The organism is Mycobacterium colombiense CECT 3035, assembly GCF_002105755.1.
In the GTDB taxonomy this organism is placed as follows: Bacteria; Actinomycetota; Actinomycetes; order Mycobacteriales; family Mycobacteriaceae; genus Mycobacterium; species Mycobacterium colombiense.
Map to the genome: position 1 here is coordinate 2,923,929 of NZ_CP020821.1, position 22,257 is coordinate 2,946,185.

Below are 22,257 nucleotides of genomic sequence, written 5' to 3' on the forward strand. Positions count from 1 at the left end.
TATTTACGGGCCTTTCGGCCCATTCCCGGTACGGTCTACATGTGTCAGCACAGCGGGCAAGTTCGACGGTGGAGGGTGCCCATCGGTCGATCCACCCAAATATCCCAGGTGTCCCCTGGTATGCGGCCCTGCTTATCGCCGTCACGGCGACTGCCATCGGCTACGGAATCGACGCTGGTCACAAGGAACTGACCCACGTCTTCGCCGGCTTCTATATAGCCGGCTGCGTGGCGGCGGTGCTGGCGGTGCGCCAGGACGGCATCTTCACCACGATCATCCAGCCGCCGCTTATCCTGTTCGGCGCGGTCCCCGGCGCCTACTGGCTGTTCCACGACGCCAAGGTCGGCCGCCTCAAGGACCTGCTGATCAACTGCGGCTACCCGCTGATCGAGCGGTTCCCGCTGATGCTCGGCACCGCCGGCGGCGTGCTGGCGATCGGGCTGGCCCGCTGGTATTTCGGAAATGCTTATTTCGGAAACGCTGATAAGGACAGCGCAACGGCGAACGCCTCCGAGGAGGTCGCCGGGGGCGCCGGCGTCGACGTCAAGTCGTTCTTCAACAGCATCGTCGCCAAGGCGCAGGCGGTGCTGCAGTCCGACACCGACGCGGACGACGACGAAGCCACCGATTCCCGTCGTGAGCGCAGGTCGGGCTCGTCGTCGAGGGCACGCCGCACCACGCGCAGCACCCGCTCCTCCACCAGGTCGGCGCGCGCCCGCTCCCGGCATTCACGCGAGCCGCTGGGCGACGGGTCGGATCCGGTCGAGCGGCCCGAGCGGCCCAGGCGCAGCAGCACACGCCGCAGTGCCGCGTCGGCCCGCGACTACGACGCCGCCGAGCCGGCCCGGCGACCCCGCCGCCGGCCACGGCCGGACGCCGACGCGGACCCGCGTGGCCAATCGTCCCGGGAGGCCCGTCGCGAACCGCGCAGCCGCCGCAACCCCTACGAGCGGCCCACCCCGCGGAGCAGCCGTTTCGATGGCTTCGAGTCCTACGGCGACAGGTATGACCCGCCGAGCGGCCCGACTTCGGGGGGCCGATATGGGAGCCGCTACGACGCCCGCGAGCCCTACGAGCCGTCCTCTGAACCGAGGCGCCGGCGGCCCCCGTCGAACGGCTCCACCGGGACACATCACCCCATCTCGCAGGTGCGCTACCGCGGCGCCGGTTCGCAAGACCCGCCGCGCGAGCCGCACACCGAGCGCCGCAGCCGCTCGCGGACGCCGGGACGCACGCACGGACGGTCGCCGGCGGAATCGTGGGAGTACGACGTCTAGCGGCGGGCGCGCCTCAGCGAGCTGACCGGATCTCGCGCGGCAGCGCGAACACCAGGGTCTCCTGCGCGGTCGTGACCGGCTGCACGACGTCGTAGCCGCACTCGGCGAGCCGCGACAGCACGCCTTCCACCAGCACCTCGGGCACCGATGCCCCCGAGGTGACGCCCACCGTCGTGACGCCTTCCAGCCAGGCCGGGTCGATGTCGTCGGCCCAGTCGACCAAATGCGCGGCGGCGGCCCCGCCGCCCAGCGCCACCTCGACCAGCCGCACCGAATTCGACGAGTTGCGGGACCCGACGACGATCACCAGCTCGCACTCCGGAGCCATCGCCTTGACCGCGACCTGCCGGTTCTGGGTCGCGTAGCAGATGTCGTCGCTGGGCGGATCCTGCAGCTTCGGGAAGCGCTCGCGCAGGCGCTCGACGATCTCCATGGTCTCGTCGACCGACAGCGTGGTCTGCGAGAGCCACACCACCTTGTTCTCGTCGCGCACGGTGACGTTGTCCACGGCGGCGACCCCGTCGACCAGCTGCACGTGGTCGGGCGCTTCGCCCGCGGTCCCGACGACCTCCTCGTGACCCTCGTGGCCGATGAGCAGAATGTCGTAGTCGTTGCGGGCGAACCGCCTGGCCTCGTTGTGCACCTTGGTCACCAGGGGGCAGGTGGCGTCGATGGTGTGCAGGTTGCGCTCGGCGGCGGCGGCGTGCACCGTGGGCGCGACGCCATGGGCCGAGAACACCACGATGGCACCCTCGGGCACCTCGTCGGTCTCCTCGACGAACACCGCACCGGCCTTCTCCAGGGTGGTGACGACGTGCCGGTTGTGCACGATCTCATGGCGCACGTAGACGGGTGGGCCGTGCTTTTTCAGTGCGCGTTCCACGGTCTCGACGGCCCTGTCCACGCCCGCGCAGTAGCCACGCGGTTCGGCCAGGAGCACTCGCTTACGGGCTGGGTCGCTGGCTACCGATCGCGCTGGTCCTCCCACACGGCCGGGAATCCCCATGTCGATAGTCGGCGGCATGACGTCCAGGGTACTTACTGCCGACACGGCCTTGCCAGCTCGCGCCGGTGGGCTTGGAGTTAGCCGCCGCTTAGGGCAATCTTGGACCCATGGGCACTGCACCGTATGGCGTTCGGCTGCTGGTCGGCGCGGCAACAGTCGCTGTCGAAGAGACCATCAGGCTGCCGAAGACCATCCTGATGTACCCGATGACACTGGCCAGCCAGGCGGCGCACATCGTGATGCGCTTTCAGCAGAACCTCGCCGAGCTGGCGATCAAGGGCGACAGCACCCTCGAATCGATCTTCCCGCCGCGGGACGAGAAGCCGGAATGGGCGACCTTCGACGAGGACCTGAACGACGCGATCGACGCCGGCTACAGTCCGGTACCCGACGGCGGTGAGGGCGAGCGCCGGGCCGAGGGCCGGTTCGCGCTGTACTCGGTGGCCGACGCGCACGAAGACGCCAGCGCCCTGACCAGGCCCGCCCGGCAATCGAAGAAGCCGGGCGCCAACGCCTCGGTTCCGCAACCGGAGGTGGTCACCGAGCTGGACTACTCGTCGCTGACGCTGGCGCAGCTGCGGGCCCGCCTGCAATCGCTGAGCGTGGACGAACTCGAAGCCCTGCTGGCCTACGAGCAGGCCACCAAGGGCCGCGCACCGTTCCAGACGCTGCTGGCCAACAGGATCACCCGCGCGAACGCGAAGTGACACCGGCCGTTACCTCCGAACCAAACTCCGCCGAGAATCCCTTTCCGGTGCGCGCGGTGGCCATCCGCGTCGCGGGCTGGATCGACAAGCTGGGCACCGTCTGGGTCGAGGGCCAGCTCGCCCAGATCTCGATGCGGCAGGATTCCAAAACCGTGTTCATGGTGCTGCGCGACCCGGCCGCCGACATGTCGCTGAGCGTGACGTGCCCGCGCGATCTGGTGCTCAACGCGCCGGTTAAGCTGGCCGAAGGCACGCAGGTGGTGGTGCGCGGCAAGCCCTCCTTTTACACGGGCCGGGGCACATTCTCGTTGCGGCTCACCGAGATTCGTGCGGTCGGCGTGGGCGAGCTACTGGCCCGCATCGACCGGCTGCGCAGGCTGCTGGACGCCGAGGGACTTTTCGATGCCCGGCTCAAGCGACCAATCCCGTTCTTACCTAACATGATCGGCTTGATCACCGGCCGGGCCAGCGCCGCCGAACGCGACGTGACAACCGTGGCGGCCGCCCGCTGGCCCGGGGTTCGCTTCGCGGTGCGTAACACCGCCGTGCAGGGACCCAACGCCGTCGCCCAGATCGTCGAGGCGCTGGGCGAACTCGACCGCGACGCCGAGGTGGACGTCATCGTGCTCGCCCGCGGCGGCGGCAGCGTCGAGGATCTGCTGCCGTTCTCCGACGAGACGCTGTGCCGCGCTATCGCGGCGTGCCGCACCCCGGTGATCAGTGCGGTCGGCCACGAGCCCGACAATCCGCTGTGCGACCTGGTCGCCGATCTACGCGCGGCCACTCCCACCGACGCGGCGAAGAAGGTGGTGCCCGACACCGCCGCCGAGCAGCGGCTGATCGACGACCTGCGCCGGCGTAGCGCGCAGGCGCTGCGCAACTGGGTGTCCCGCGAGCAACGGGCGCTGGCCCAGATACGCAGCCGCCCGGTGCTGGCCGAGCCGCTGGCGGCGCTGACCGCGCGCGCCGAGGAGGTGCACCGCGCCCGATCGGCGATTCGTCGCGACATCACGCGGCTGGCCGCCACCGAGACCGAACGCGTCGGCCACCTGAGCGCGCGGCTGGCGACGTTGGGACCTGCCGCCACGCTGGCGCGTGGCTACGCGGTCGTGCAGGCCATCGGGCCGACGAGCCGGGTGCTTCGCTCGGTCGACGACGCGCCGGCCGGCACGCGGCTGCGGGTGCGGGTGGCCGACGGCGCCGTGGCCGCGGTGAGCGAGGGACGGACCGATGGCGCGTAAAAACGACGGTGGAAACGACTCCACCACCCCGCAAGAGGGCGAATCCATTACACCTATTAGTCACCTGGCGTATGAGGCCTGCCGCGACGAGTTGATCGAGGTCGTCCGGGCGCTGGAGCAGGGCGGCTTGGATCTGGATGAGTCGCTGAAGTTGTGGGAACGAGGCGAGCAGCTGGCGAAACGCTGTGAAGAGCACTTAGCTGGCGCGCGGAAGAGAATCGAAGATGCGCTCGCGGCGGGCGAGGCCGAGGACGCCTGAGCACGCCGATATGTGGGGGCTTTGTTGAAAACTTTCCGCCAAACTGGAACACGTTACATTTTTTCTCGGCTAAGCTAGCCGGACTATGGGTGATGCATCGCTGACGGCCGAGCTCGGCCGCGTCCTGGTCACCGGGGGGTCCGGATTCGTCGGCGCCAACCTGGTGACCACCTTGCTCGACCGCGGGCATCAGGTCCGCTCCTTCGACCGCGCGCCCTCGCCGCTGCCGCCGCACCCGCGGCTGGAGGTGCTGCAGGGCGACATCACCGACACGGCGGTGTGCGCCCAGGCGGTCGACGGCATCGACACCGTCTTCCACACCGCCGCGATCATCGACCTGATGGGCGGCGCGTCGGTGACCGACGAGTACCGGCAGCGCAGCTTCGGGGTCAACGTCGGCGGCACCGAGAACCTGGTCCGCGCCGGGCAGGCCGCCGGGGTGCAGCGCTTCGTCTACACCTCGTCCAACAGCGTCGTCATGGGCGGCCAGAACATCGTCAACGGCGACGAGACGCTGCCCTACACCACGCGGTTCAACGACCTGTACACCGAGACCAAGGTGATCGCCGAGCGATTCGTCCTGGGCCAGAACGGGGTTGACGGCCTGTTGACGTGTGCCATCCGGCCCAGCGGCATCTGGGGCCGTGGCGATCAGACGATGTTTCGCAAACTGTTCGAGAGCGTGATCGCCGGCCACGTCAAGGTGCTGATCGGGCGCAAATCGGCCCGGCTGGATAACTCCTACGTGCACAACCTAATTCACGGTTTCATCCTGGCCGCCGAGCACCTGACGCCCGGCGGCACCGCGCCCGGCCAGGCGTACTTCATCAACGACGCCGAGCCGATCAACATGTTCGAGTTCGCCAGGCCGGTGGTCGAGGCCTGCGGGGAGAAGTGGCCGCGGGTCCGGGTGAACGGCCCGATCGTGCGCGCGGCGATGACGGGTTGGCAGCGGCTGCACTTTCGGTTCGGGATACCCGCGCCCCTGCTCGAGCCGCTCGCGGTCGAGCGGTTGTATCTGGACAACTTCTTCTCGATCGCCAAGGCCTCGCGCGATCTCGGCTACCAGCCGCTGTTCAACACCGAGCAGGCGCTCACGGAATGCCTGTCGTACTACGTCGACATGTTCGACCAGATGAAGCGACAAGCCCTGGCGGGCAAGGCATCCGCCTAGCGGAAGCTCACCATCTCGCTGCCCCAGGCCGCGCGAATGCCAGCGTCCACGTCGTGCGCGAGGGCGTCGTTGCGGCCGATGATCAGGCAGGCACGGTCGTCGTGGGCATACGGCGTCCACTCCGGCTCGCCGGCCGGACCCGCGGGCGAGCCGTGCGCGGCGAAGTTGATCCACCGGGCGCGCACCCTCTTGGACACCGCCTTGGCGGTTCTGCTACCGCCGAGCTTCAGGGTGGGATCCTTGGGCGCACCGAGAGTGCCCCAGACGTAAGGCAATTCGGTGGCATGCGCGGCGTTGACCATCAGCAGCTTCAGCAACGGGGTGGCGTAATCGAAGCGGTACAGATAGACGGGCGCCACCCGGCTGTGGCCCTCGGCGAGCCACACCGACGGCATCCGGAAGCCGACGTCGGTCGCGATGCTCAAACTCCGTGCCTTGCGCCGCATTCGTGAATACGCCGAGCCGATCACCTCTTCGGTGGGCAACTGCAGATCGGGTTGTTCGGCGGCGATCTGGTTGAACATCGACGTGATCGCACTCGGAGTGATCGGCATCAGCGGCGAGCGCATCAACCGAAACAGCGCCGCCTCGTGCTTGTTTGTGCCGATGATCAGCGGGACCGGAAGGGAGCGCCCCTCCTGCGCCAGCTTGACCGGGTAGTCGCTCAGCACGTCGCCGTCGACGATCGGGACGAACGCCAGCCTTCCGGGGTTGCGCACCGGCACTTCGTCGAACACCTGTTGCGACGCGGTCAGGATGGCCCCCATGGGCAGGTCGAACAGCTTTTGCGATTCCGACGGGGTGACTCCCAGCCGGTCGAGGAAGGCCTGGGCCACCGGCGCGGCACGCTCGCGGTCGTAAACCGAAGTGGCCGGCGAACTTTGCGCGATCGCCGCGCCGAACAGGCCCTCGGCCGCCGGGCTGGCCAGCAGGGTGGTGACGATCCCGGCGCCGGCGGACTCGCCGAACAGGGTGACCCGCCGGGGATCGCCGCCGAAGGCGGCGATGTTGTCGCGCACCCACTCCAGCGCGGCCAGCACGTCGCGCAAGCCGACGTTCGAGTCGAAATGCCGCCCCGCGCCGTCGAACGATGACAGGTCGAGAAAGCCGAGCACCCCGAGCCGATAGTTGACGGTCACCACGACGACGTCGCCGTGGCTGACCAGCCTGCGGCCGTCATACAGCGTCTGGCTGCTCGACCCCAGGACATAGGCACCGCCGTGCAGCCAGACCATCACCGGCTTGGCGTCACCTGGCCGGGTGGCAGAAGACGCCCAGACGTTGAGCCGCAAGCAGTCCTCGCCCTGCGGTGCGCCCAAATCCAATGGCATGTTGGGAAATACGGGTTGCGGGCAGGCCGGCCCGAATGCGGTGGCGTCCGCGACCTCGGCGCTGCGCGCTGGCGGCTGTGGCGCCCGGAATCGCAGCTCGCCGGTGGGGGCGGCCGCGTACCGAATGCCCTTCCACGCCTTGACGTTGTCCTCTGCGATGCCCCGGACCGGACCGTAATTGGTTTCGACCACCAGGTCGTCGATTGCCATGCGCGTGCGAAATCTTTCGGGTGAGCTCAAATGGGACGTGACGTCATTATCGTCGAAGATCGGGGCGACGGCGTCGGCGCAGTGCCGCGACCGTGCCGCACATGCGCGCAGATGCCGGTCAGAGCCTCGAACAACAGCTGGTTCAGGCGCTGGATCTGTTCCTCGTCCAGCGCCGAGGGCGCCCATGCCCATGTCGCATGCAGGCGCTGGCCGGTGCCGGTGTCGAGGAGGGCGGCATTGAATTCCACGGTATGGCCGAGCGGCGTGGGTATCGCCGACGCCGCGGGGATGGTCGCCATGGCGCCCTCATCGACCCGCCACAGATTGTTGGAGACAGCGGCCGCATCGGCGTCAAACCGCCCGAGATAGTTGAATTCGATGGTCGGCTCCGAACCATCCAGTCCCACTTCGGGATTCAGATAGCGCAACACCCCGTAGGTCAGACCGTCGGGCATGGCGCGGAGCCGTTCTAAAGCGGCCGTGATCAATGGCCCCAGCGGGGCCTCGCCGGCGGCCACGTCCGTCCACGGCAGTTCGCCCATCGTCAGCGCTACCGGGTACTTACAGGTGAACCACCCCACGGTGCGCGACAGATCAACGTCGCGTCCCAGCTCTTCGGCGCGGCCGTGACCTTTGACGTCGATGCCGATCGGCGCGCCACCCGCGCCGAGGAATTCATTCCAGGCCAAGCCGAACGCGATCAACAGAATGTCTTGCACCCCAGCGTGAAACACGACCGACACCTCGCCAAGCAACTGGTGAGTGGTCTCGATGTCCAGGGCCGCCAGCAGGTGGCCCGCTGCGGCGTAGGTGTCGACCGCAGGTCGTACCGCGGGCAATGCGGCGGGGGTCGCCAGCAATCGTCGCCACGTGTCCGCCAGCTGCACGACCGCCGCGCTGCGCGCGTGCTCACTGAGTACCGACCCCCACCGGGCAAACGACGTTCTGCCGGTGGGCAATTCGACGGGCTGACCGTGGTGATGTTGCACCCAAGCAATGTTCAAGTCTTCGAACAGGATTCGCCAGGACGGCACATCCACGGACAGGTGGTGAATCATCAACGCCAACTGGCCCGTGTCTGGCACCCATAACGCGGTGAACATCGTTCCCGTCCCCGGATTCAAGCGTGACCGCGCGGCCACCAGCGCCTCATCAGACAGCGCATCCACCGCCTGCAGGCAGGTTCGGGCGTCCACGGCCCCTACCTCGGGTACCCACAGCGACCAATCGCCGTCGCCGGTGTCCTCGGCACGCAGCCGCAACATAGCGTGCCGGTCCAGCAGGGCTTGCAACACGACGACCACGTCGGCCTCGGTCACTCCGGCGGGAGCTTGCACCACCACCGTCTGGTTGTACTCATCGACCGGGCCGTCAAAATCGTGTAGCCAGCGCATGATCGGGGTGGCCACCACCTCGCCGACACCCTCGTCGATGTCTTCTGCGGGGCCGTCGAGCAAAACGGCCACCTGCGCAAGTCGGGCCACCGTCTGCTCGACGAAGACATCGCGCTGTCGACACAGCACGCCGGCCGCGCGCGCCCGAGCCACCACCTGCATCGACAACACGCTGTCCCCGCCCAGGTCGAAGAACGAGTCGTCCACGCCGACCCGCTCGATACCGAGGACCTGGGCGTAGATATCGGCCAGAACCTGCTCGATCGCGTCTCCCGGCGCGCGGTACCGATCGGCGTCCTGGTACTCCGGTGGCGGCAAGGCGCGGGTGTCGAGTTTGCCGTTGACCGTCAGTGGCAGAGCCTGTAGCCCCACGACCGCGGCCGGCACCATGTATTCCGGCAGTCGATCCGCCAGCTGCGTGCGCACCTTGACCGGATCGGCGGTCCCCGTGACGTAGCCGACCAGGCGCTTGTCGCCCGGACGGTCCTCGCGGGCGATCACCGCCGCCTGATCCACTCCGTCCATCTCACCGAGCGCCGCCTTGATCTCGCCCAGCTCGATGCGATATCCGCGGATTTTGACCTGCTCATCGGCGCGGCCCACATACTGCAGCTGACCATCGGCGTCCCAGCGCACCAGATCGCCGGTGCGATACATGCGTTGTCCAGGCGCCTCCGCAGAGCCGAACGGGCACGCCACGAACCGCGACGCCGTCAACCCGGACCGACCCCAGTATCCGGAGGTCACTCCCGCACCGGCCACATAGAGCTCACCGACGACGCCCGCCGACACCCGACGCAGGAATTTATCCAGCACGAAGAAGGCCAGGTGCTCCAACGGCACGCCGATCGGGCTGACGTTGTTGTCGACGTCGCCGACGCCGATCTGCCGGAACGAGGCATGCACCGTCGTCTCGGTGATGCCGTACATATTGATCATCCGCGGCGACTCCGGATGATTGCGGAACCATGACGCAAGGCGTTGCGGTTCAAGCGCTTCGCCGCCGAAGACCACCGTCTTCAGGCTCAGCCGCCCCGTATCGGGGTGCAGCGCGTCGGCGGTTTGCAGCGCATGAAAGGCCGACGGGGTCTGGCTCAAGACGCTGACCTGTTCGCGCACCAGCAGGGCGTGGAATTCTTCCGACGAACGAACGACACCGTCCGGCACCACCAACAGCCGCCCGCCGCACAGCAGCGGGGCCCAGATCTCCCAGACGGAGTAATCGAAAGCCAGGGAATGACACTGCGTCCACACCTGTCCCCGCGCCAGTTCGGCGTCGAGTGACTCGAGGAGCTGGGTCACATTACGGTGCGTGACGGCCACGCCCTTGGGCGTGCCGGTGGTGCCCGAGGTGTAGACGAGGTAGGCGAGATTGCCGGCGGCGGGGACCGGCAACGCGCCGCCGGACTGCGCGTCGATGGCGGAGTCATTGACGTCGATGACGGCCACGTCGGACGCATCCACCCGCAGACGCAGGTCCGCGGTGGTGATCACGGCGATCGGTGCAGCGTCTCCCAGGACCAACTCGATGCGGGCGTCGGGATGTGCTGGATCCATCGGGACGTATGCCGCGCCAGTCTTGATCACCGCCAGGACCGCCACGATGGCCTCGGCGCAGCGCGGCAGCAGCATCGCCACGCGCTCACCGGGGGCCGCGCCGCGACCAACGAGCAGGTGCGCCAACCGATTCGATGCCGCGTCCAGCTCGCCGTAGGTCATCGAGCGGCTCCCGCAGGTGATCGCTACCGCCTCCGCGTCGCGGGCCACCTGCGTCGCGAACAATTCGGGAATTGAGAACGGCCGGCGGGCCGGCTGTGCCAGCACCGCTCGGTTGCCCCATTCGTCGAGCTGGCTGTGTTCATCGGCATCGAGCAAGTCGATCGACAACAACCTTTTAGCCGGGTCGGCGGGTATGGCCGCCGGTAACGCGCCGCAATCAGATTCCATTTGCACCGTTCACAGGCCGAGAGCTGCCATAAGGTCCAGCGATATCAGGCACACCGATTTTCCTCAGCCCCCTGGACGACATAGCGAAATGTTCCGAATTGTACTCAGAGATAACGTGACCCGTCCCGGTTTCCGACTCGCCAAAGTCGACGCAATAGGCTCGCGCTGGACCCGCGAAATGGTAGACAGGGGCGGCGTACATCCGCCGCGCACCTGGAGCCGCAACCGGACTCGGTAGTTCCGGATGCGGTGCGTCGGCGCCCGGGCGCGATGACCGAAAGTTTGAGATCCGTCATGAGATTTGCGCTGGCTAGCTATGGAACTCGAGGCGATATCGAGCCGTCTGTCGTTGTTGGCCGCGAACTGCAGCGCAGAGGGCATGACGTGTGCATCGCCGTCCCGCCCGACCTGGTCGGCTTCGCGCAATCGGCCGGCCTCTCCGCGATCCCCTACGGAGCCGAGACGAACGCTTGGATGGATGCGTTCCGCAAATTCAGCACGACCCTGTTCAGCAGGTTTTGGAGAGTTCGGGACATATCGCGGTCGGGGCGCGAAATCAAGGAGGTCACCAACCAGTCTTGGGCACAGATGAGCGGGACACTGAAGTCGCTGGCGGAGGGAGCCGACCTGGTGCTCGCCGGGCAGACCTACCAGGAGATCGCCGCCAATGTGGCGGAATATCACGGTCTTCCGTTGGTCACGCTGCACCACGTCCCGATGCGGCCCAACGGCCAGGTTGTGGCGATCTTGCCGGCGCCGGCGTCTCGCTTCGCGGTGCGGGTGTTCGACTGGCTGACTTGGCGCCTGAGCAAAAAGCTCGAGGACGCGCAGCGCAGCGACCTCGGCCTACCGAAGACAACGTCGTCCTCGCCGCGACGGATTGCCGCATTGAGAGCATTGGAAATTCAGGCATACGACGAGGTGGCATTCCCGGGGCTGGCAGCTGAATGGGCGAGATGGAAAGACCAGCGGCCCTTCGTCGGCGCGCTGACGATGGAGTTGGCGACGAGCGCCGATGACGAAGTCGCATCGTGGATTGCCGCGGGCACGCCGCCGATTTTCTTCGGCTTCGGCAGCATGCCGGTGGAATCTCCGTCCGACACGGTCGAGATGATCAGTGGAGCCTGCGCGCAATTGGGTGAGCGGGCGTTGATTTGCGCCGGCTGGAGCGACTTCGACAACGTCCCGCATTCCGATCACGTCAAAATGGTCGCGGCGGTGAACTACGCGTCCATCTTTCCCCTCTGCCGCGCGGCCGTGCACCATGGCGGCTCGGGCACCACGGCCGCAAGTTTGCGTGCCGGAATTCCGACGCTGGTCCTGTCCGTGGACGGTAATCAGATCATCTGGGGAGCTCAGGTGAAACGACGCCTGAAGGTGGGCACCCACCGCCGCCTATCGGCCGCTACCCGGGCATCGCTCGTCGCAGATCTGCGCCGAATCTTGGCGCCTGAGTATGCGAGCCGCGCCCGCGAGCTTGCCGCCCGGATGACGACACCCGCCGAAAGCGTCGCCAAGGCCGCAGACCTGACCGAGAACTTCGCCGGCTCGAGGCGAAGTGCCCGGTAGGGCGCCTAGCTGAGCCGCTCGGTGAGGAACTCGACCACGCGCTTGCGGGCCTCGTAGGCGGGGTGGCCGTCGATTTCGCGGACCTCGTCGGTGAGCACCGAGTGCGCCATCTTGCCGAAGCCGTGCTGATTGTTTGGGCCCGAGTCGATGTCGATCACCTCGAAGGCGTCGCCGAGGCGCTGCTTGAGCGTCGCGAACCGCTCGCCGGGCGCCGTCTTGTCCTCGCTGAACCGCAGGCCCATGGCGCACAGGCCGTCGGTGGCGCACCGATCGGCCACGGTGGTCAGCTCCGACTCGCTCAGCCCGGGATCACGCCGCCGCGCGGCACCCAGCGGGAACGGGACCGACGGCTGCGAAAGCACCGGCGCCAGCACGCTGTCGTCCACCGCGGCGGCCAGCGCGAATCCGCCGGTGAAGCACTGGCCGATCACGCCGACACCCTTGCCCGGCGTGGCGGCGTTGAGGTCGCGCGCGAGCGCTCGCAGGAACGCCGCTACCGGCCGCTGCTTGTTCAGCGCGAGCGCCGCGAATTCCCTTGCCACGCAGGCCCGCGTGATCGCGCCGACTAGGTACCCGGCCGTCTTGGCCTTGCCCGGCTCGCCGAACAGCGATGGCATGGCGACGGTGAAGCCGTTGTCCACCAGGTGATTACCCAAGCCCAGTACACCGGGATGGATCCCGGGCAGCTCCGGAATCAGCACCACGCCGGGGCCGCTGCCCTTGCGGTAGACGTCGTGGGTGTAGCCGCCACCGCTGAACGGCGCCGCCGACCATCCGGACAGATCGGCCTCCGGTGCGCCCATGCGGTCCCCTTCTATTTGTGACTCGGCAAAGGCGGTTGCGATTGCGTCGCCGACGCCAGCGTACGGAACTGATCGGTGTTTCCGGCGCCGGTTATCGCGATTTGGGTGACGCCGCCCGGGCCGCTGAGCCGGGTCGTCCACACCGGCTCGGCGTCCGCGCCGTCCTGGCCGGAACCCTGATAGACCACCCAGTTGGTTCCCGCGACGTCGACCGCGCCGGTCGGGAAGGCCGACGGGTGGATCGAGCTGACGAGCTTGTCCTCGTCGGCGTCGCTCTGGGTCAGGCTCAGGTACATCCCCGTCGGACTGATGTAGCCGACGACCGAGATGGGCGCGTTCACCCGCTGCCCGCTGGCCGGGTCGGTCCGCCCGCCCTGGATGCCACCGCGGTGGCCGGAATTGGCCTGCCAGCCGCCGGGCAACCGCGGTTCGCGGATGGGAAAGCCCAGCGCGGAAGCGTCGGCGCGCAGGGCCGCGCCCGCGTCGTAGGACGGGACGGGGCCCTCGTGATTGCCGACCTGAAACGAGCACATGCCCAGCATCCCGGCCAGCACGACACACCCGATGACCAGCGGAATCAGCGACCAGAACATGTCGCGGCCGTCCTGCAACAGCCGGGGCTTCGCCGGCCTGGGCGCCGGTCCTGGTTGCGCGGACGGCGCGCCGGCCTCACTCCCGTCAAGCTGGGTATTCAGCGGCGGCTCCTCCGTCATCCCCCAAGTATCCCAGTTCCAGCGGACCGATCCGCTTCTGGGACAATCCCAACCATGACAGTTGAGGGCGACCGCTCGACCGCCACCGCCGGCCGGGCCTCAGCGCAGGGACGACCGCGCGGTGAGGCTCCGGACCGCAACCTGGCTTTGGAACTGGTACGCGTCACCGAGGCTGGTGCCATGGCCGCAGGTCGCTGGGTAGGCCGCGGCGACAAAGAGGGCGGCGACGGGGCGGCCGTCGACGCGATGCGCGAGCTGGTCAACTCGGTGTCGATGCGCGGCGTCGTCGTCATCGGCGAGGGTGAGAAGGACCACGCGCCGATGCTCTACAACGGCGAGGAGGTCGGCAACGGCGACGGCGCGGAGTGCGACTTCGCCGTCGACCCCATCGACGGCACCACGCTGATGAGCAAGGGCATGCCCAACGCCATCTCCGTGCTGGCGGTGGCCGACCGGGGGGCGATGTTCGATCCGTCGGCGGTCTTCTACATGAACAAGGTCGCCGTCGGCCCCGAGGCCGCGCACGTGCTCGATATCACCGCCCCGATCGCCGAGAACATCAAGGCCGTCGCCAAGGTGAAGGCGCTGTCGGTGCGGGACATGACCGTGTGCATCCTGGACCGGCCGCGGCACGCCAAGCTGATCGAGGATGTACGGGCCACCGGGGCCCGGATCCGGCTGATCACCGACGGCGACGTCGCCGGCGCCATCTCGGCCTGCCGGCCGCACTCGGGCACCGACATGCTGGCCGGCATCGGCGGCACGCCGGAGGGCATCATCGCCGCCGCCGCGATCCGCTGCATGGGCGGCGCCATCCAGGCGCAGCTGGCTCCCACCGACGACGAGGAACGCCAGAAGGCCATCGACGCCGGTTACGACCTCGACCGCGTGCTGACCACCGAGGACCTGGTCTCCGGCGAGAACGTGTTCTTCTGCGCCACCGGGGTCACCAACGGCGACCTGCTCAAGGGCGTGCAGTACTACCCCGGCGGCTGCACGACGCAGTCGATCGTGATGCGGTCGAAGTCGGGAACCGTCCGGATGATCGAGGCCTACCACCGGCTTTCGAAACTCAACGAGTACTCCGCCATCGACTTCATTGGCGATAGCTCCGCCGCCTACCCCCTGCCCTGACCACCGACCGAAGAACGAGGAAGCCACTCAATGGCCGCTGAAGACGTTGCCGACACCGAGTACCGCATCGAGCACGACACCATGGGCGAGGTCCGTGTACCCGCAAAAGCGTTGTGGCGGGCCCAAACTCAGCGCGCGGTCGAGAACTTCCCGATCTCGGGCCGTGGCCTGGAACGCACCCAGATCCGTGCGTTGGGCCTGCTGAAGGGCGCCTGCGCGCAGGTCAACAAGGACCTCGGGTTGCTGGCGCCGGAGAAGGCCGACGCGATCATCGCCGCGGCGGCCGAGATCGCCGACGGCCGGCACGACGACCAGTTCCCCATCGACGTCTTCCAGACCGGCTCGGGCACCAGCTCCAACATGAACACCAACGAGGTGATCGCCAGCATCGCGGCCGCCAACGGTGTGACGGTGCACCCCAACGACGACGTCAACATGTCGCAGTCGTCGAATGACACCTTCCCCACCGCGACCCACATCGCGGCCACCGAGGCCGCGGTGCGTCATCTCATTCCGGCCCTCGAGGTGCTGCACGCCGCCCTGGCCGGCAAGGCCCGCGAGTGGCACACGGTCGTCAAATCCGGACGCACCCACCTGATGGACGCCGTCCCGGTGACCCTCGGTCAGGAATTCAGCGGGTACGCCCGGCAGGTCGAGGCGGGCATCGAGCGGGTCCGCGCGACGCTGCCCCGGCTCGGCGAGCTGGCCATCGGCGGCACGGCGGTCGGCACCGGCCTGAACGCACCCGACGGCTTCGGTGCCAAGGTGGTCGAGACTCTGGTCGCCTCCACCGGCCTGGGCGAATTGCGCCCGGCGGCAAATAGTTTCGAGGCGCAGGCGGCGCGCGACGGGCTGGTCGAGGCGTCCGGCGCGCTGCGCACCATCGCGGTGTCGCTGACCAAGATCGCCAACGACGTGCGCTGGATGGGGTCGGGCCCGCTGACCGGCCTGGCCGAGATCCAGCTGCCCGACCTGCAGCCGGGTAGCTCGATCATGCCGGGCAAGGTCAATCCCGTGCTGCCCGAGGCGGTTACGCAGGTCGCAGCGCAGGTGATCGGCAACGACGCCGCGGTCGCCTGGGGCGGTGGGAACGGTGCGTTCGAACTCAACGTCTACATCCCGATGATGGCCCGCAACATTCTCGAGTCCTTCAAGCTGCTGACCAACGTGTCCAGGCTGTTCGCCGAGCGCTGCATCACCGGCCTGGCCGCCAACGTCGAGCACCTGCGCGAGCTGGCCGAGTCGTCGCCGTCCATCGTGACGCCCCTCAACTCGGCGATCGGCTACGAGGAGGCCGCCGCGGTGGCCAAGCAGGCGCTCAAGGAGCGCAAGACGATTCGTCAGACCGTGATCGATCGCGGCCTGATCGGCGACAAGTTGTCGATCGAGGAACTCGACCGGCGGCTCGACGTGCTGGCGATGGCCAAGGTCAAGCCCGAAGACTGAGCCGCTCGTCCGGGGGTGACGGCGGTGGTCGACGAGAGTAAGGGTGGTTTTCCATGACGGCTCCTCCCGGCGGTCCCTACGGCCAGGGGCCCTACGGAAGCAATCCCTATGGGCAGGACCCGAATTGGGGTGGCCAGCCGCAGGGCTATCCGGGGCCCTACCCGCAGGGCGGTCCGTACGGCTACCCGCCGCCGGGTGGCCCGTACCCTTATCAGCAGTATCCCCAACCCGGCCAACCGTTTCCGCCGGGTGGGCCGGGCGGGCCCTACCCTCCGGGGCCGCCGCCGGGTGGGTCCGGCTCGAAGCTGCCGTGGCTGATCGTCGCCGGCCTGGTGGCGCTGGCGGTGATCGCGTTGGTGGCGACGCTGCTGGTGATGCGCGGCGGCCATGACAACAAGTCGGCCACCGCGCCCTCCACAACGAGCAGCTCGGTCTCGCAACCGAAGAACTCCGCGCAGAACGCGACCGACTGCACCCCGAACGTGTCCGGCGGTGAGATGCCCCGAGGCGACTCGATCTCCGCCGGCAAGCTTTCGTTCCCCGCCAGCGCGGCGCCGGGCGGCTGGACGGTGTTCTCCGATGATCAGGGCCCGAATCTGATCGGCGGGCTGGGGGTCGCCCAGGACGTGCCGGGGGCCAATCAGTGGATGATGACGGCCGAGGTGGGCGTCACCAATTTCGTTCCCAGCATGGACCTTACGGCGCAGGCCACGAAGTTGATGCAATGCATCGTCGCGGGTCCCGGCTATGCGAACGCCCAGCCCACACTGGGACCGACGAAGTCGTCGTCGATCACCGTCGACGGCACCAAGGCCGTCCGGGTCGACGCCGACGTTACGATCGCCGACCCCAGCCGCAACGTCAAGGGCGACTCGGTCACCATCATCGCCGTCGACACCAAGCCGGTCACGGTCTTCATCGGCAGCACACCCATCGGCGACGCCGCTTCGGCGGGCCTCGTCGGCAAAATTATTGCCGCGCTGAAGGTCTCGAAGTCCTGACGCGAATCGGACCGGCTAACCGGCCGGGCCGGTCGGTGCCGAGACGTGGGTGGCCTCCGAGCGCCCGCGCAGTACCGTGGAATAGCATTCGGCCCACTGCGCGCGCTCGGCCTCACCCGCGGCGTCGATGGCACGCGCCGAGCACAGGATTCGCCGGTCCGAGGTTTTTGCGAGGTCGGCCAGCCGCGCGGCCTCGTTGACCGCATCGCCGATCACGGTGTATTCGTACCGGTTCTCGGCGCCGACGTTGCCCGCGAACACCCGTCCCGCTGACACACCGATGCCGAAATCGACCGGCAGCCTGCGCAGTTGGGCGCCGAGCGTGCGGGCGGTCGCCAACGCCGACGATGCGGGCTCGCTGATGGGCAACGGCACCCCGAAGACGGCCAGTGCGGCATCGCCGGCGAATTTGTTGATCAGCCCGTGGTGTTCGTCGACGGCGTGCACGACGATCCGGAAGAAGTCGTTGAGCACCTCCGCGACCTCTTGCGGGGGCGGCTTTCGGCGAGCTGGGTGGATCCCACCAGGTCGATGAACAGCACCGCCGCTTCGACCACGTCGCCCGAGAGAGTGGCCCCCTCGGTGAGGGCGCGCTGCGCGACATCGGCGCCGACATGGCGCCCGAACAGGTCACGCAGCCGGTCGCGCTCGGCGAGGCCGGCCACCATCCGGTTGAATCCCGTTTGCAGGCGCCCGATTTGGGAGCGTTCGTAAGCACCGACATAAGTTTCCATGCGGCCGTGCTCCACCTCGGCCATCGCGTCGACGACCTCGCCCACCGGATCCGAGATGGACCGCGAGGTCAGGATCATCGTGGGCAGCCCCAGCACCAGCGCCGCCAGCGACACCACGAGAATCGGCACGTCCAGCGAGGCCGACTTCTCGATCAGCCACCCATACGAGCGCAGAACGACCAGCGTCGCGATGACGGCGATGGGAAAGGCGCTGCACAAGAACCACAGCAGAACCAGCCGCGCGTACACGCTGGGCACCGCAAGCCGCGGTTCGGCGCCCAAGGTGGCGGCGCGCATGATGGGCCGCAGGGTCCGTTGCGCGAGCAGCATCCCGGTGCCGGCGGCCGCCGATCCGCCGAGCAGCACACCGAGCACGATGGGCAACAGAAGTCGCGGCCCGCCAGCCAGATTGAGCAGGATGAAGATCCCGCCGGTCAGCGCCCAGCACGTCACCAGGATCGCCGACTGGCGCCCGGCCAGCTTCATCACGGCTTCACGTTGTTGCGGGGTGGGTTCGTCACCCGCGACGTACCAGCGCACCGTGGGCGCCAGGCTGACGGCGCCGGCCACCGCGACGCTGACGATGCCCAGCGCGATGAGCAGCACCACGGGCGCGGTGTTCTGCCGCGCGAAGTCCGCGGTGGCGCCGACGGAGGTGTGGCCCCGCAGCGGGACCAGGATGGCCGCCGCCTCGACGACGGCCAGCACGTAGGACAGGCTCAGATCGAACCCGTATTGAAACAACCACCGCCGAAAGGACTTTCGTTGCCCCGTTGCGGGCGGCCCGGCCGGGCCACGCCACGATGACGGAAGCCGATCCCGAAGCCAGCCCACGGTGATCACCCTACGAAGGTAGCCGCTTCTAATCCGAAAATGGCTCTAAGCACCGTTGTTCGGCCCGCCGGAGTTCTGGCCCGGGATGTCGGTGATCGGGAAATTCGGCATCGGTTTCGGTGAGGGCGTGTTGGGCAGCGTGGGGATGTCGCCGGGCGGGATGTCGTGCAGGCCGTTGACGGGCGGACCGTTCTCCCGGCTGCCGTAACTGCTGCCGGGAGAACGTGATCCCAGCAGGTCGCTGACCGTCACCAGCCGGTATCCGTTGGCCTTGAGCACCGGGATGAACTGGTACACCAGGTCGACGGTGCTCGAGTAGGTGCTGTGCAGCAGGACCACCGAGCCGGGCTTGATGTAGGTCATCAGCATGTACCGCGTCGCCGCCGTGTTCGAGTCGTTCGCCCAATCGAAAGGGATCACATCCCAGAGGATTTCGGCGAGCCCGAATTGACCGGCGGCCTGGCGCACCACCGGGTCGGACAATCCGCCCGCGGGGCGATACAGGTTCGGGGTGCGGCCGGTCGCGGCGGTGATCGCGTCGTTGGCCTTGGAGAACTGGGCGGCGATGTCCTCGCGCGGGATCGTGGTCATGTTGGGGTGTTCCCAAGTGTGGCTGCCGATCTCCATCCCCGCGTCGGCGATGCGCTTGGCCCCGGCCGGGTTGGCGGCCACCTTGTTGCCGATCAGGAAGAAGGTGGCCTTGGCGTCGTTCGCCGTCAGGATGTGCAGCAGCCGCTCGTCGAACGGCCCCGGCCCGTCGTCGAATGTCAGCGCGACGCACTTGACGACCGAGCAGCTGAGGTCGTCGGCGCGCGTCACGTGGCCCGTGAGCCCGCCGATCACCAGCACCGCGACGGCCGCCGCCACACCGACAACCGTGCGCCAGTAGCGCCAGGCTTGGGTGTCGGGTCGTTTCGCCACCGTGGAAGTTTATCGAAGGACGGCCTGCCCGGGGCCGAGCGCGCTGGTCGGGCGCCCTCACTGGGGGCCGGCGATCTCCTCGAGCATCTCGGTGACCAGGGCGGCGATCGGGGATCGCTCGCTGCGCAACAGGGTGATGTGGGCGAACAGCGGATGGCCCTTGAGCTTCTCGATCACCGCCGCGACCCCGTCGTGGCGGCCCACCCGCAGGTTGTCACGCTGCGCGATGTCGTGCGTCAACACCACCCGCGACCCGGTGCCCAGCCTGGACAGCACCGTCAGCAGGACGTTGCGCTCCAGCGACTGCGCCTCGTCGACGATCACGAACGAGTCGTGCAGCGACCGGCCCCGGATGTGGGTCAGCGGCAGCACCTCGAGCATGCCCCGGGACAGCACTTCCTCGAGCACCGCCGGGCTCGCCAGCCCCTCGAGGGTGTCGAAGACGGCCTGGGCCCACGGCCCCATCTTTTCGCTCTCGCTGCCGGGCAGGTACCCCAGCTCCTGGCCGCCGACGGCGTAGAGCGGCCGGAACACCACCACCTTGCGCTGGGTCCGCCGCTCCAGCACCGCCTCCAGGCCGGCGCACAGGGCGAGGGCCGACTTGCCGGTGCCCGCCTTACCGCCCAGCGACACGATGCCCACCGACTCGTCGAGCAGCAGGTCCAGCGCCACCCGCTGTTCCGCGGACCGCCCGCGCAGCCCGAACACCTCGCGATCGCCGCGCACCAGCTGCACGCGTTTGTCCGCGTTGACCCGGCCCAGCGCGTGAGAGCTTCCGCCGAGCAGCCGAACACCGGTGTGGCAGGGCAGGTCTCGCGCTTCCACCAGATCGATCTCACCGTCGGTGAACAGCGCGTCGATGTCCTCGGTGGCGGTCTCGATCTCGCGCATCCCCGACCACCCGGAGGCCACCACGTCCTGCGCGTGGTACTCGTCGGCGGCCAGACCCACCGCGGCGGCCTTGACCCGAAGCGGAATGTCCTTGCTGACCAACGTAACTCGCTTGCCTTCGGCGGCGAGGTTGGCGGCACAGCTGAGGATCCGGGAGTCGTTGCTGTCGCTGCGGAAACCCGCCGGCAGCACCGACGGGTCCGTGTGGTTGAGCTCGACGTGCAGCGAACCGCCTTGCGTCCCAACGGGAATGGGCTGATCCAGTCGTCCGTGCAACAGCCGCAGGTCGTCGAACAGCCGCAAGGACTGGCGGGCGAACCATCCCAGCTCGTGGTGGTGGCGTTTGGCCTCCAGCTCGCTGATCACCACCAACGGAACAACCACCTCGTGTTCGGCGAACCGGCTGCACGCCCAGGGGTCGGACAGCAGCACGGAAGTGTCGATCACGTAGGTCCGGATTTCGGTCACGTAGCGCTCCTCGAGCGGGATGAGCCCGCGCGGACCCGCACAGGCATGTCGACGGGAACCGCAGCACCAGGACCGGGGCCGGTCCTTCCGTTGTGGTGACGGGAGGTGCCGCCCTGGCAGCAGAGCATGACGCTGACCATCGGGATCGACGCTACTCCCGTGGCCGCATGCGCGCTGTGCAGGCGCGCCGACGTGGCGGGCCGCGACCACCTTCGCCGGGCGGCCGATGTTGAGGGGCGGTTTCCGGCCGGCTTAGCCGACGATCAGTTGCCGCAGTTCAGGCTCGTCGGCGAGCCCCCATGCGGTGACGCGATCCGAGATCGCCTGACGCAGCTGCTCGGGACCGAAGATGCCGGCCTTGTCGACGTTGCGCACTTTGTCCGCGTACGCGTCGATGTCGGCGCCGGGCACCTCGAGGTCGGCCGCGCGGGCGGCGATCGCCGCGATGGTCTCATCGCGGGTGTACTCGAGGCAGTGCGCGACCAGGTTGGAGAAGAAGACCTCGTGGCGGCGCTCGTCGCGGGCGATCCGGTCGACCAGGCCGGCCAGGATGGGCTCCTCCAGCTTGGCGGCGAGGTTTTCGCAGAACACCGCGTGGGTGCGTTCGACGAACGCCATGTGCACCAGCGTTTCCACCTGCGAGTAGGTGTCGGCGCGGTAGCCCTTCATGACGTACTGGACCCGGGCCTCTTCGTTGGCGGTCGGGTCCACCTCGCGGGTCACCACCAGGTACTCGCGCAGCGCGATGGCGTGCAGGTGCTCCTCGGCGGTCCACCGGCCCAGCCAGCGGCCCCAGTAGTCCTCCAGGATGAAGTGCTCGACCAATTCGCGGTGGTGCGCGGCCAGGTTGTCCTTGAGCAGCAACATGATTTCGCAGGCGTCCGTCAACGGCCGCGGCAGCGTCATCGACGACGGGTCCCAGTCGCGCCCACCGAGGAAGGCGAAGTTCTCGCCCCGGTCGAACGGCACGTATTCGTGCGCGAACCAGAGTTCTTCGGTGGACAGGTGGCGGTCGATGTTTGCTTCGACGACCGGCTCGAGTTCCAGGGTCAGCGCGTTAGCGACAGGTCTTTCGGCCATGAGATAACTGTAACCCGCGTACACAGGTTCATGAAATCGCCGGGGTCGTGTCGGGCCAACTGGTGACTTTGGTCCTCAAAGCCGCCGGGGAGCCGGGCGAAGCGGGTCGCCGCGCTC

Annotated in this window: 17 protein-coding genes and 1 pseudogene; 9 read left to right on the forward strand and 9 right to left on the reverse strand. The window is 68.1% G+C overall.

Going from position 1 to position 22,257, the window contains the following annotated elements; all coding sequences use genetic code 11:
- The first annotated feature begins 41 nt into the window (after positions 1 to 41).
- Positions 42 to 1,277: a DUF6542 domain-containing protein gene (locus tag B9D87_RS13345; RefSeq protein ID WP_193787401.1), complete on the forward strand. Its 1,236-nt coding sequence runs from the start codon at positions 42 to 44 to the stop codon at positions 1,275 to 1,277.
- Positions 1,278 to 1,290: 13 nt separating this feature from the next.
- On the opposite strand, the gene B9D87_RS13350 is transcribed toward B9D87_RS13345, so the two are convergent.
- Positions 1,291 to 2,301, reverse strand: coding sequence for a 4-hydroxy-3-methylbut-2-enyl diphosphate reductase (locus B9D87_RS13350; protein WP_040631925.1), 1,011 nt, complete (start codon positions 2,299 to 2,301; stop codon positions 1,291 to 1,293).
- Between the two features lie 89 nt (positions 2,302 to 2,390).
- Here B9D87_RS13350 and B9D87_RS13355 point away from each other — a divergent pair, with 89 nt between their 5' ends.
- The 4 genes from B9D87_RS13355 (at position 2,391) to B9D87_RS13370 (ending at position 5,664) form a co-directional block, all read left to right on the forward strand.
- Positions 2,391 to 2,990 carry a lipid droplet-associated protein gene (locus B9D87_RS13355; RefSeq protein ID WP_007776583.1) on the forward strand — a complete coding sequence of 200 codons (600 nt, stop codon included), beginning with the start codon at positions 2,391 to 2,393 and terminating at the stop codon, positions 2,988 to 2,990.
- Positions 2,987 to 4,231: an exodeoxyribonuclease VII large subunit gene (gene xseA, locus B9D87_RS13360; RefSeq protein ID WP_040631927.1), complete on the forward strand. Its 1,245-nt coding sequence runs from the start codon at positions 2,987 to 2,989 to the stop codon at positions 4,229 to 4,231. The genes B9D87_RS13355 and xseA overlap by 4 nt, the downstream gene beginning before the upstream one ends.
- Positions 4,221 to 4,490, forward strand: a complete 270-nt coding sequence (locus tag B9D87_RS13365) for an exodeoxyribonuclease VII small subunit (protein WP_007776588.1) — start codon at positions 4,221 to 4,223, stop codon at positions 4,488 to 4,490. The genes xseA and B9D87_RS13365 overlap by 11 nt, the downstream gene beginning before the upstream one ends.
- Before the next feature lie 85 nt (positions 4,491 to 4,575).
- Positions 4,576 to 5,664 (forward strand): 3-beta-hydroxysteroid dehydrogenase, encoded by a 1,089-nt coding sequence (locus B9D87_RS13370; protein ID WP_007776591.1) that lies wholly within the window; start codon positions 4,576 to 4,578, stop codon positions 5,662 to 5,664.
- Here B9D87_RS13370 and B9D87_RS13375 read toward each other — a convergent pair.
- Both B9D87_RS13375 and B9D87_RS13380 read right to left on the reverse strand, forming a co-directional pair.
- Positions 5,661 to 7,205: a carboxylesterase/lipase family protein gene (locus B9D87_RS13375; RefSeq protein WP_007776593.1), complete on the reverse strand. Its 1,545-nt coding sequence runs from the start codon at positions 7,203 to 7,205 to the stop codon at positions 5,661 to 5,663. The two genes, B9D87_RS13370 and B9D87_RS13375, sit on opposite strands and share 4 nt — an antisense overlap.
- 26 nt (positions 7,206 to 7,231) lie before the next feature.
- Positions 7,232 to 10,486 (reverse strand): non-ribosomal peptide synthetase, encoded by a 3,255-nt coding sequence (locus tag B9D87_RS13380; RefSeq protein WP_007776595.1) that lies wholly within the window; start codon positions 10,484 to 10,486, stop codon positions 7,232 to 7,234.
- Positions 10,487 to 10,840: 354 nt separating this feature from the next.
- Here B9D87_RS13380 and B9D87_RS13385 point away from each other — a divergent pair, with 354 nt between their 5' ends.
- On the forward strand, positions 10,841 to 12,115 hold the full coding sequence (locus B9D87_RS13385; RefSeq protein ID WP_040631929.1) for a glycosyltransferase: 1,275 nt from the start codon (positions 10,841 to 10,843) through the stop codon (positions 12,113 to 12,115).
- A 5-nt stretch (positions 12,116 to 12,120) separates the two neighbouring features.
- On the opposite strand, the gene B9D87_RS13390 is transcribed toward B9D87_RS13385, so the two are convergent.
- Positions 12,121 to 12,918, reverse strand: coding sequence for a dienelactone hydrolase family protein (locus tag B9D87_RS13390; RefSeq protein ID WP_007776598.1), 798 nt, complete (start codon positions 12,916 to 12,918; stop codon positions 12,121 to 12,123).
- An 11-nt stretch (positions 12,919 to 12,929) separates the two neighbouring features.
- Positions 12,930 to 13,631 carry a DUF4245 domain-containing protein gene (locus B9D87_RS13395; protein ID WP_007776600.1) on the reverse strand — a complete coding sequence of 234 codons (702 nt, stop codon included), beginning with the start codon at positions 13,629 to 13,631 and terminating at the stop codon, positions 12,930 to 12,932.
- Between the two features lie 54 nt (positions 13,632 to 13,685).
- On the opposite strand from B9D87_RS13395, the gene glpX reads away from it, so the two are divergent.
- The 3 genes from glpX to B9D87_RS13410 are packed head-to-tail and all read left to right on the forward strand — an operon-like array spanning position 13,686 to position 17,212.
- Positions 13,686 to 14,765, forward strand: a complete 1,080-nt coding sequence (glpX, locus tag B9D87_RS13400) for a class II fructose-bisphosphatase (RefSeq protein ID WP_040631931.1) — start codon at positions 13,686 to 13,688, stop codon at positions 14,763 to 14,765.
- Between the two features lie 30 nt (positions 14,766 to 14,795).
- On the forward strand, positions 14,796 to 16,211 hold the full coding sequence (locus tag B9D87_RS13405; protein WP_007776604.1) for a class II fumarate hydratase: 1,416 nt from the start codon (positions 14,796 to 14,798) through the stop codon (positions 16,209 to 16,211).
- 53 nt (positions 16,212 to 16,264) lie between these two features.
- Positions 16,265 to 17,212 (forward strand): hypothetical protein, encoded by a 948-nt coding sequence (locus B9D87_RS13410; protein WP_007776607.1) that lies wholly within the window; start codon positions 16,265 to 16,267, stop codon positions 17,210 to 17,212.
- Positions 17,213 to 17,227: 15 nt separating this feature from the next.
- Here B9D87_RS13410 and B9D87_RS13415 read toward each other — a convergent pair.
- The 4 genes and pseudogenes from B9D87_RS13415 to B9D87_RS13430 form a co-directional block, all read right to left on the reverse strand.
- Positions 17,228 to 18,669, reverse strand: a pseudogene (locus B9D87_RS13415) (adenylate/guanylate cyclase domain-containing protein).
- Between the two features lie 156 nt (positions 18,670 to 18,825).
- Positions 18,826 to 19,701 (reverse strand): polysaccharide deacetylase family protein, encoded by an 876-nt coding sequence (locus B9D87_RS13420; protein WP_007776609.1) that lies wholly within the window; start codon positions 19,699 to 19,701, stop codon positions 18,826 to 18,828.
- A gap of 57 nt (positions 19,702 to 19,758) precedes the next feature.
- On the reverse strand, positions 19,759 to 21,060 hold the full coding sequence (gene phoH2 / locus B9D87_RS13425) for an RNA 5'-3' helicase PhoH2 (RefSeq protein ID WP_007776610.1): 1,302 nt from the start codon (positions 21,058 to 21,060) through the stop codon (positions 19,759 to 19,761).
- A gap of 252 nt (positions 21,061 to 21,312) precedes the next feature.
- Complete coding sequence (locus B9D87_RS13430; RefSeq protein WP_007776611.1) at positions 21,313 to 22,140, reverse strand: acyl-ACP desaturase; 828 nt, start codon at positions 22,138 to 22,140, stop codon at positions 21,313 to 21,315.
- Positions 22,141 to 22,257 lie beyond the last annotated feature (117 nt).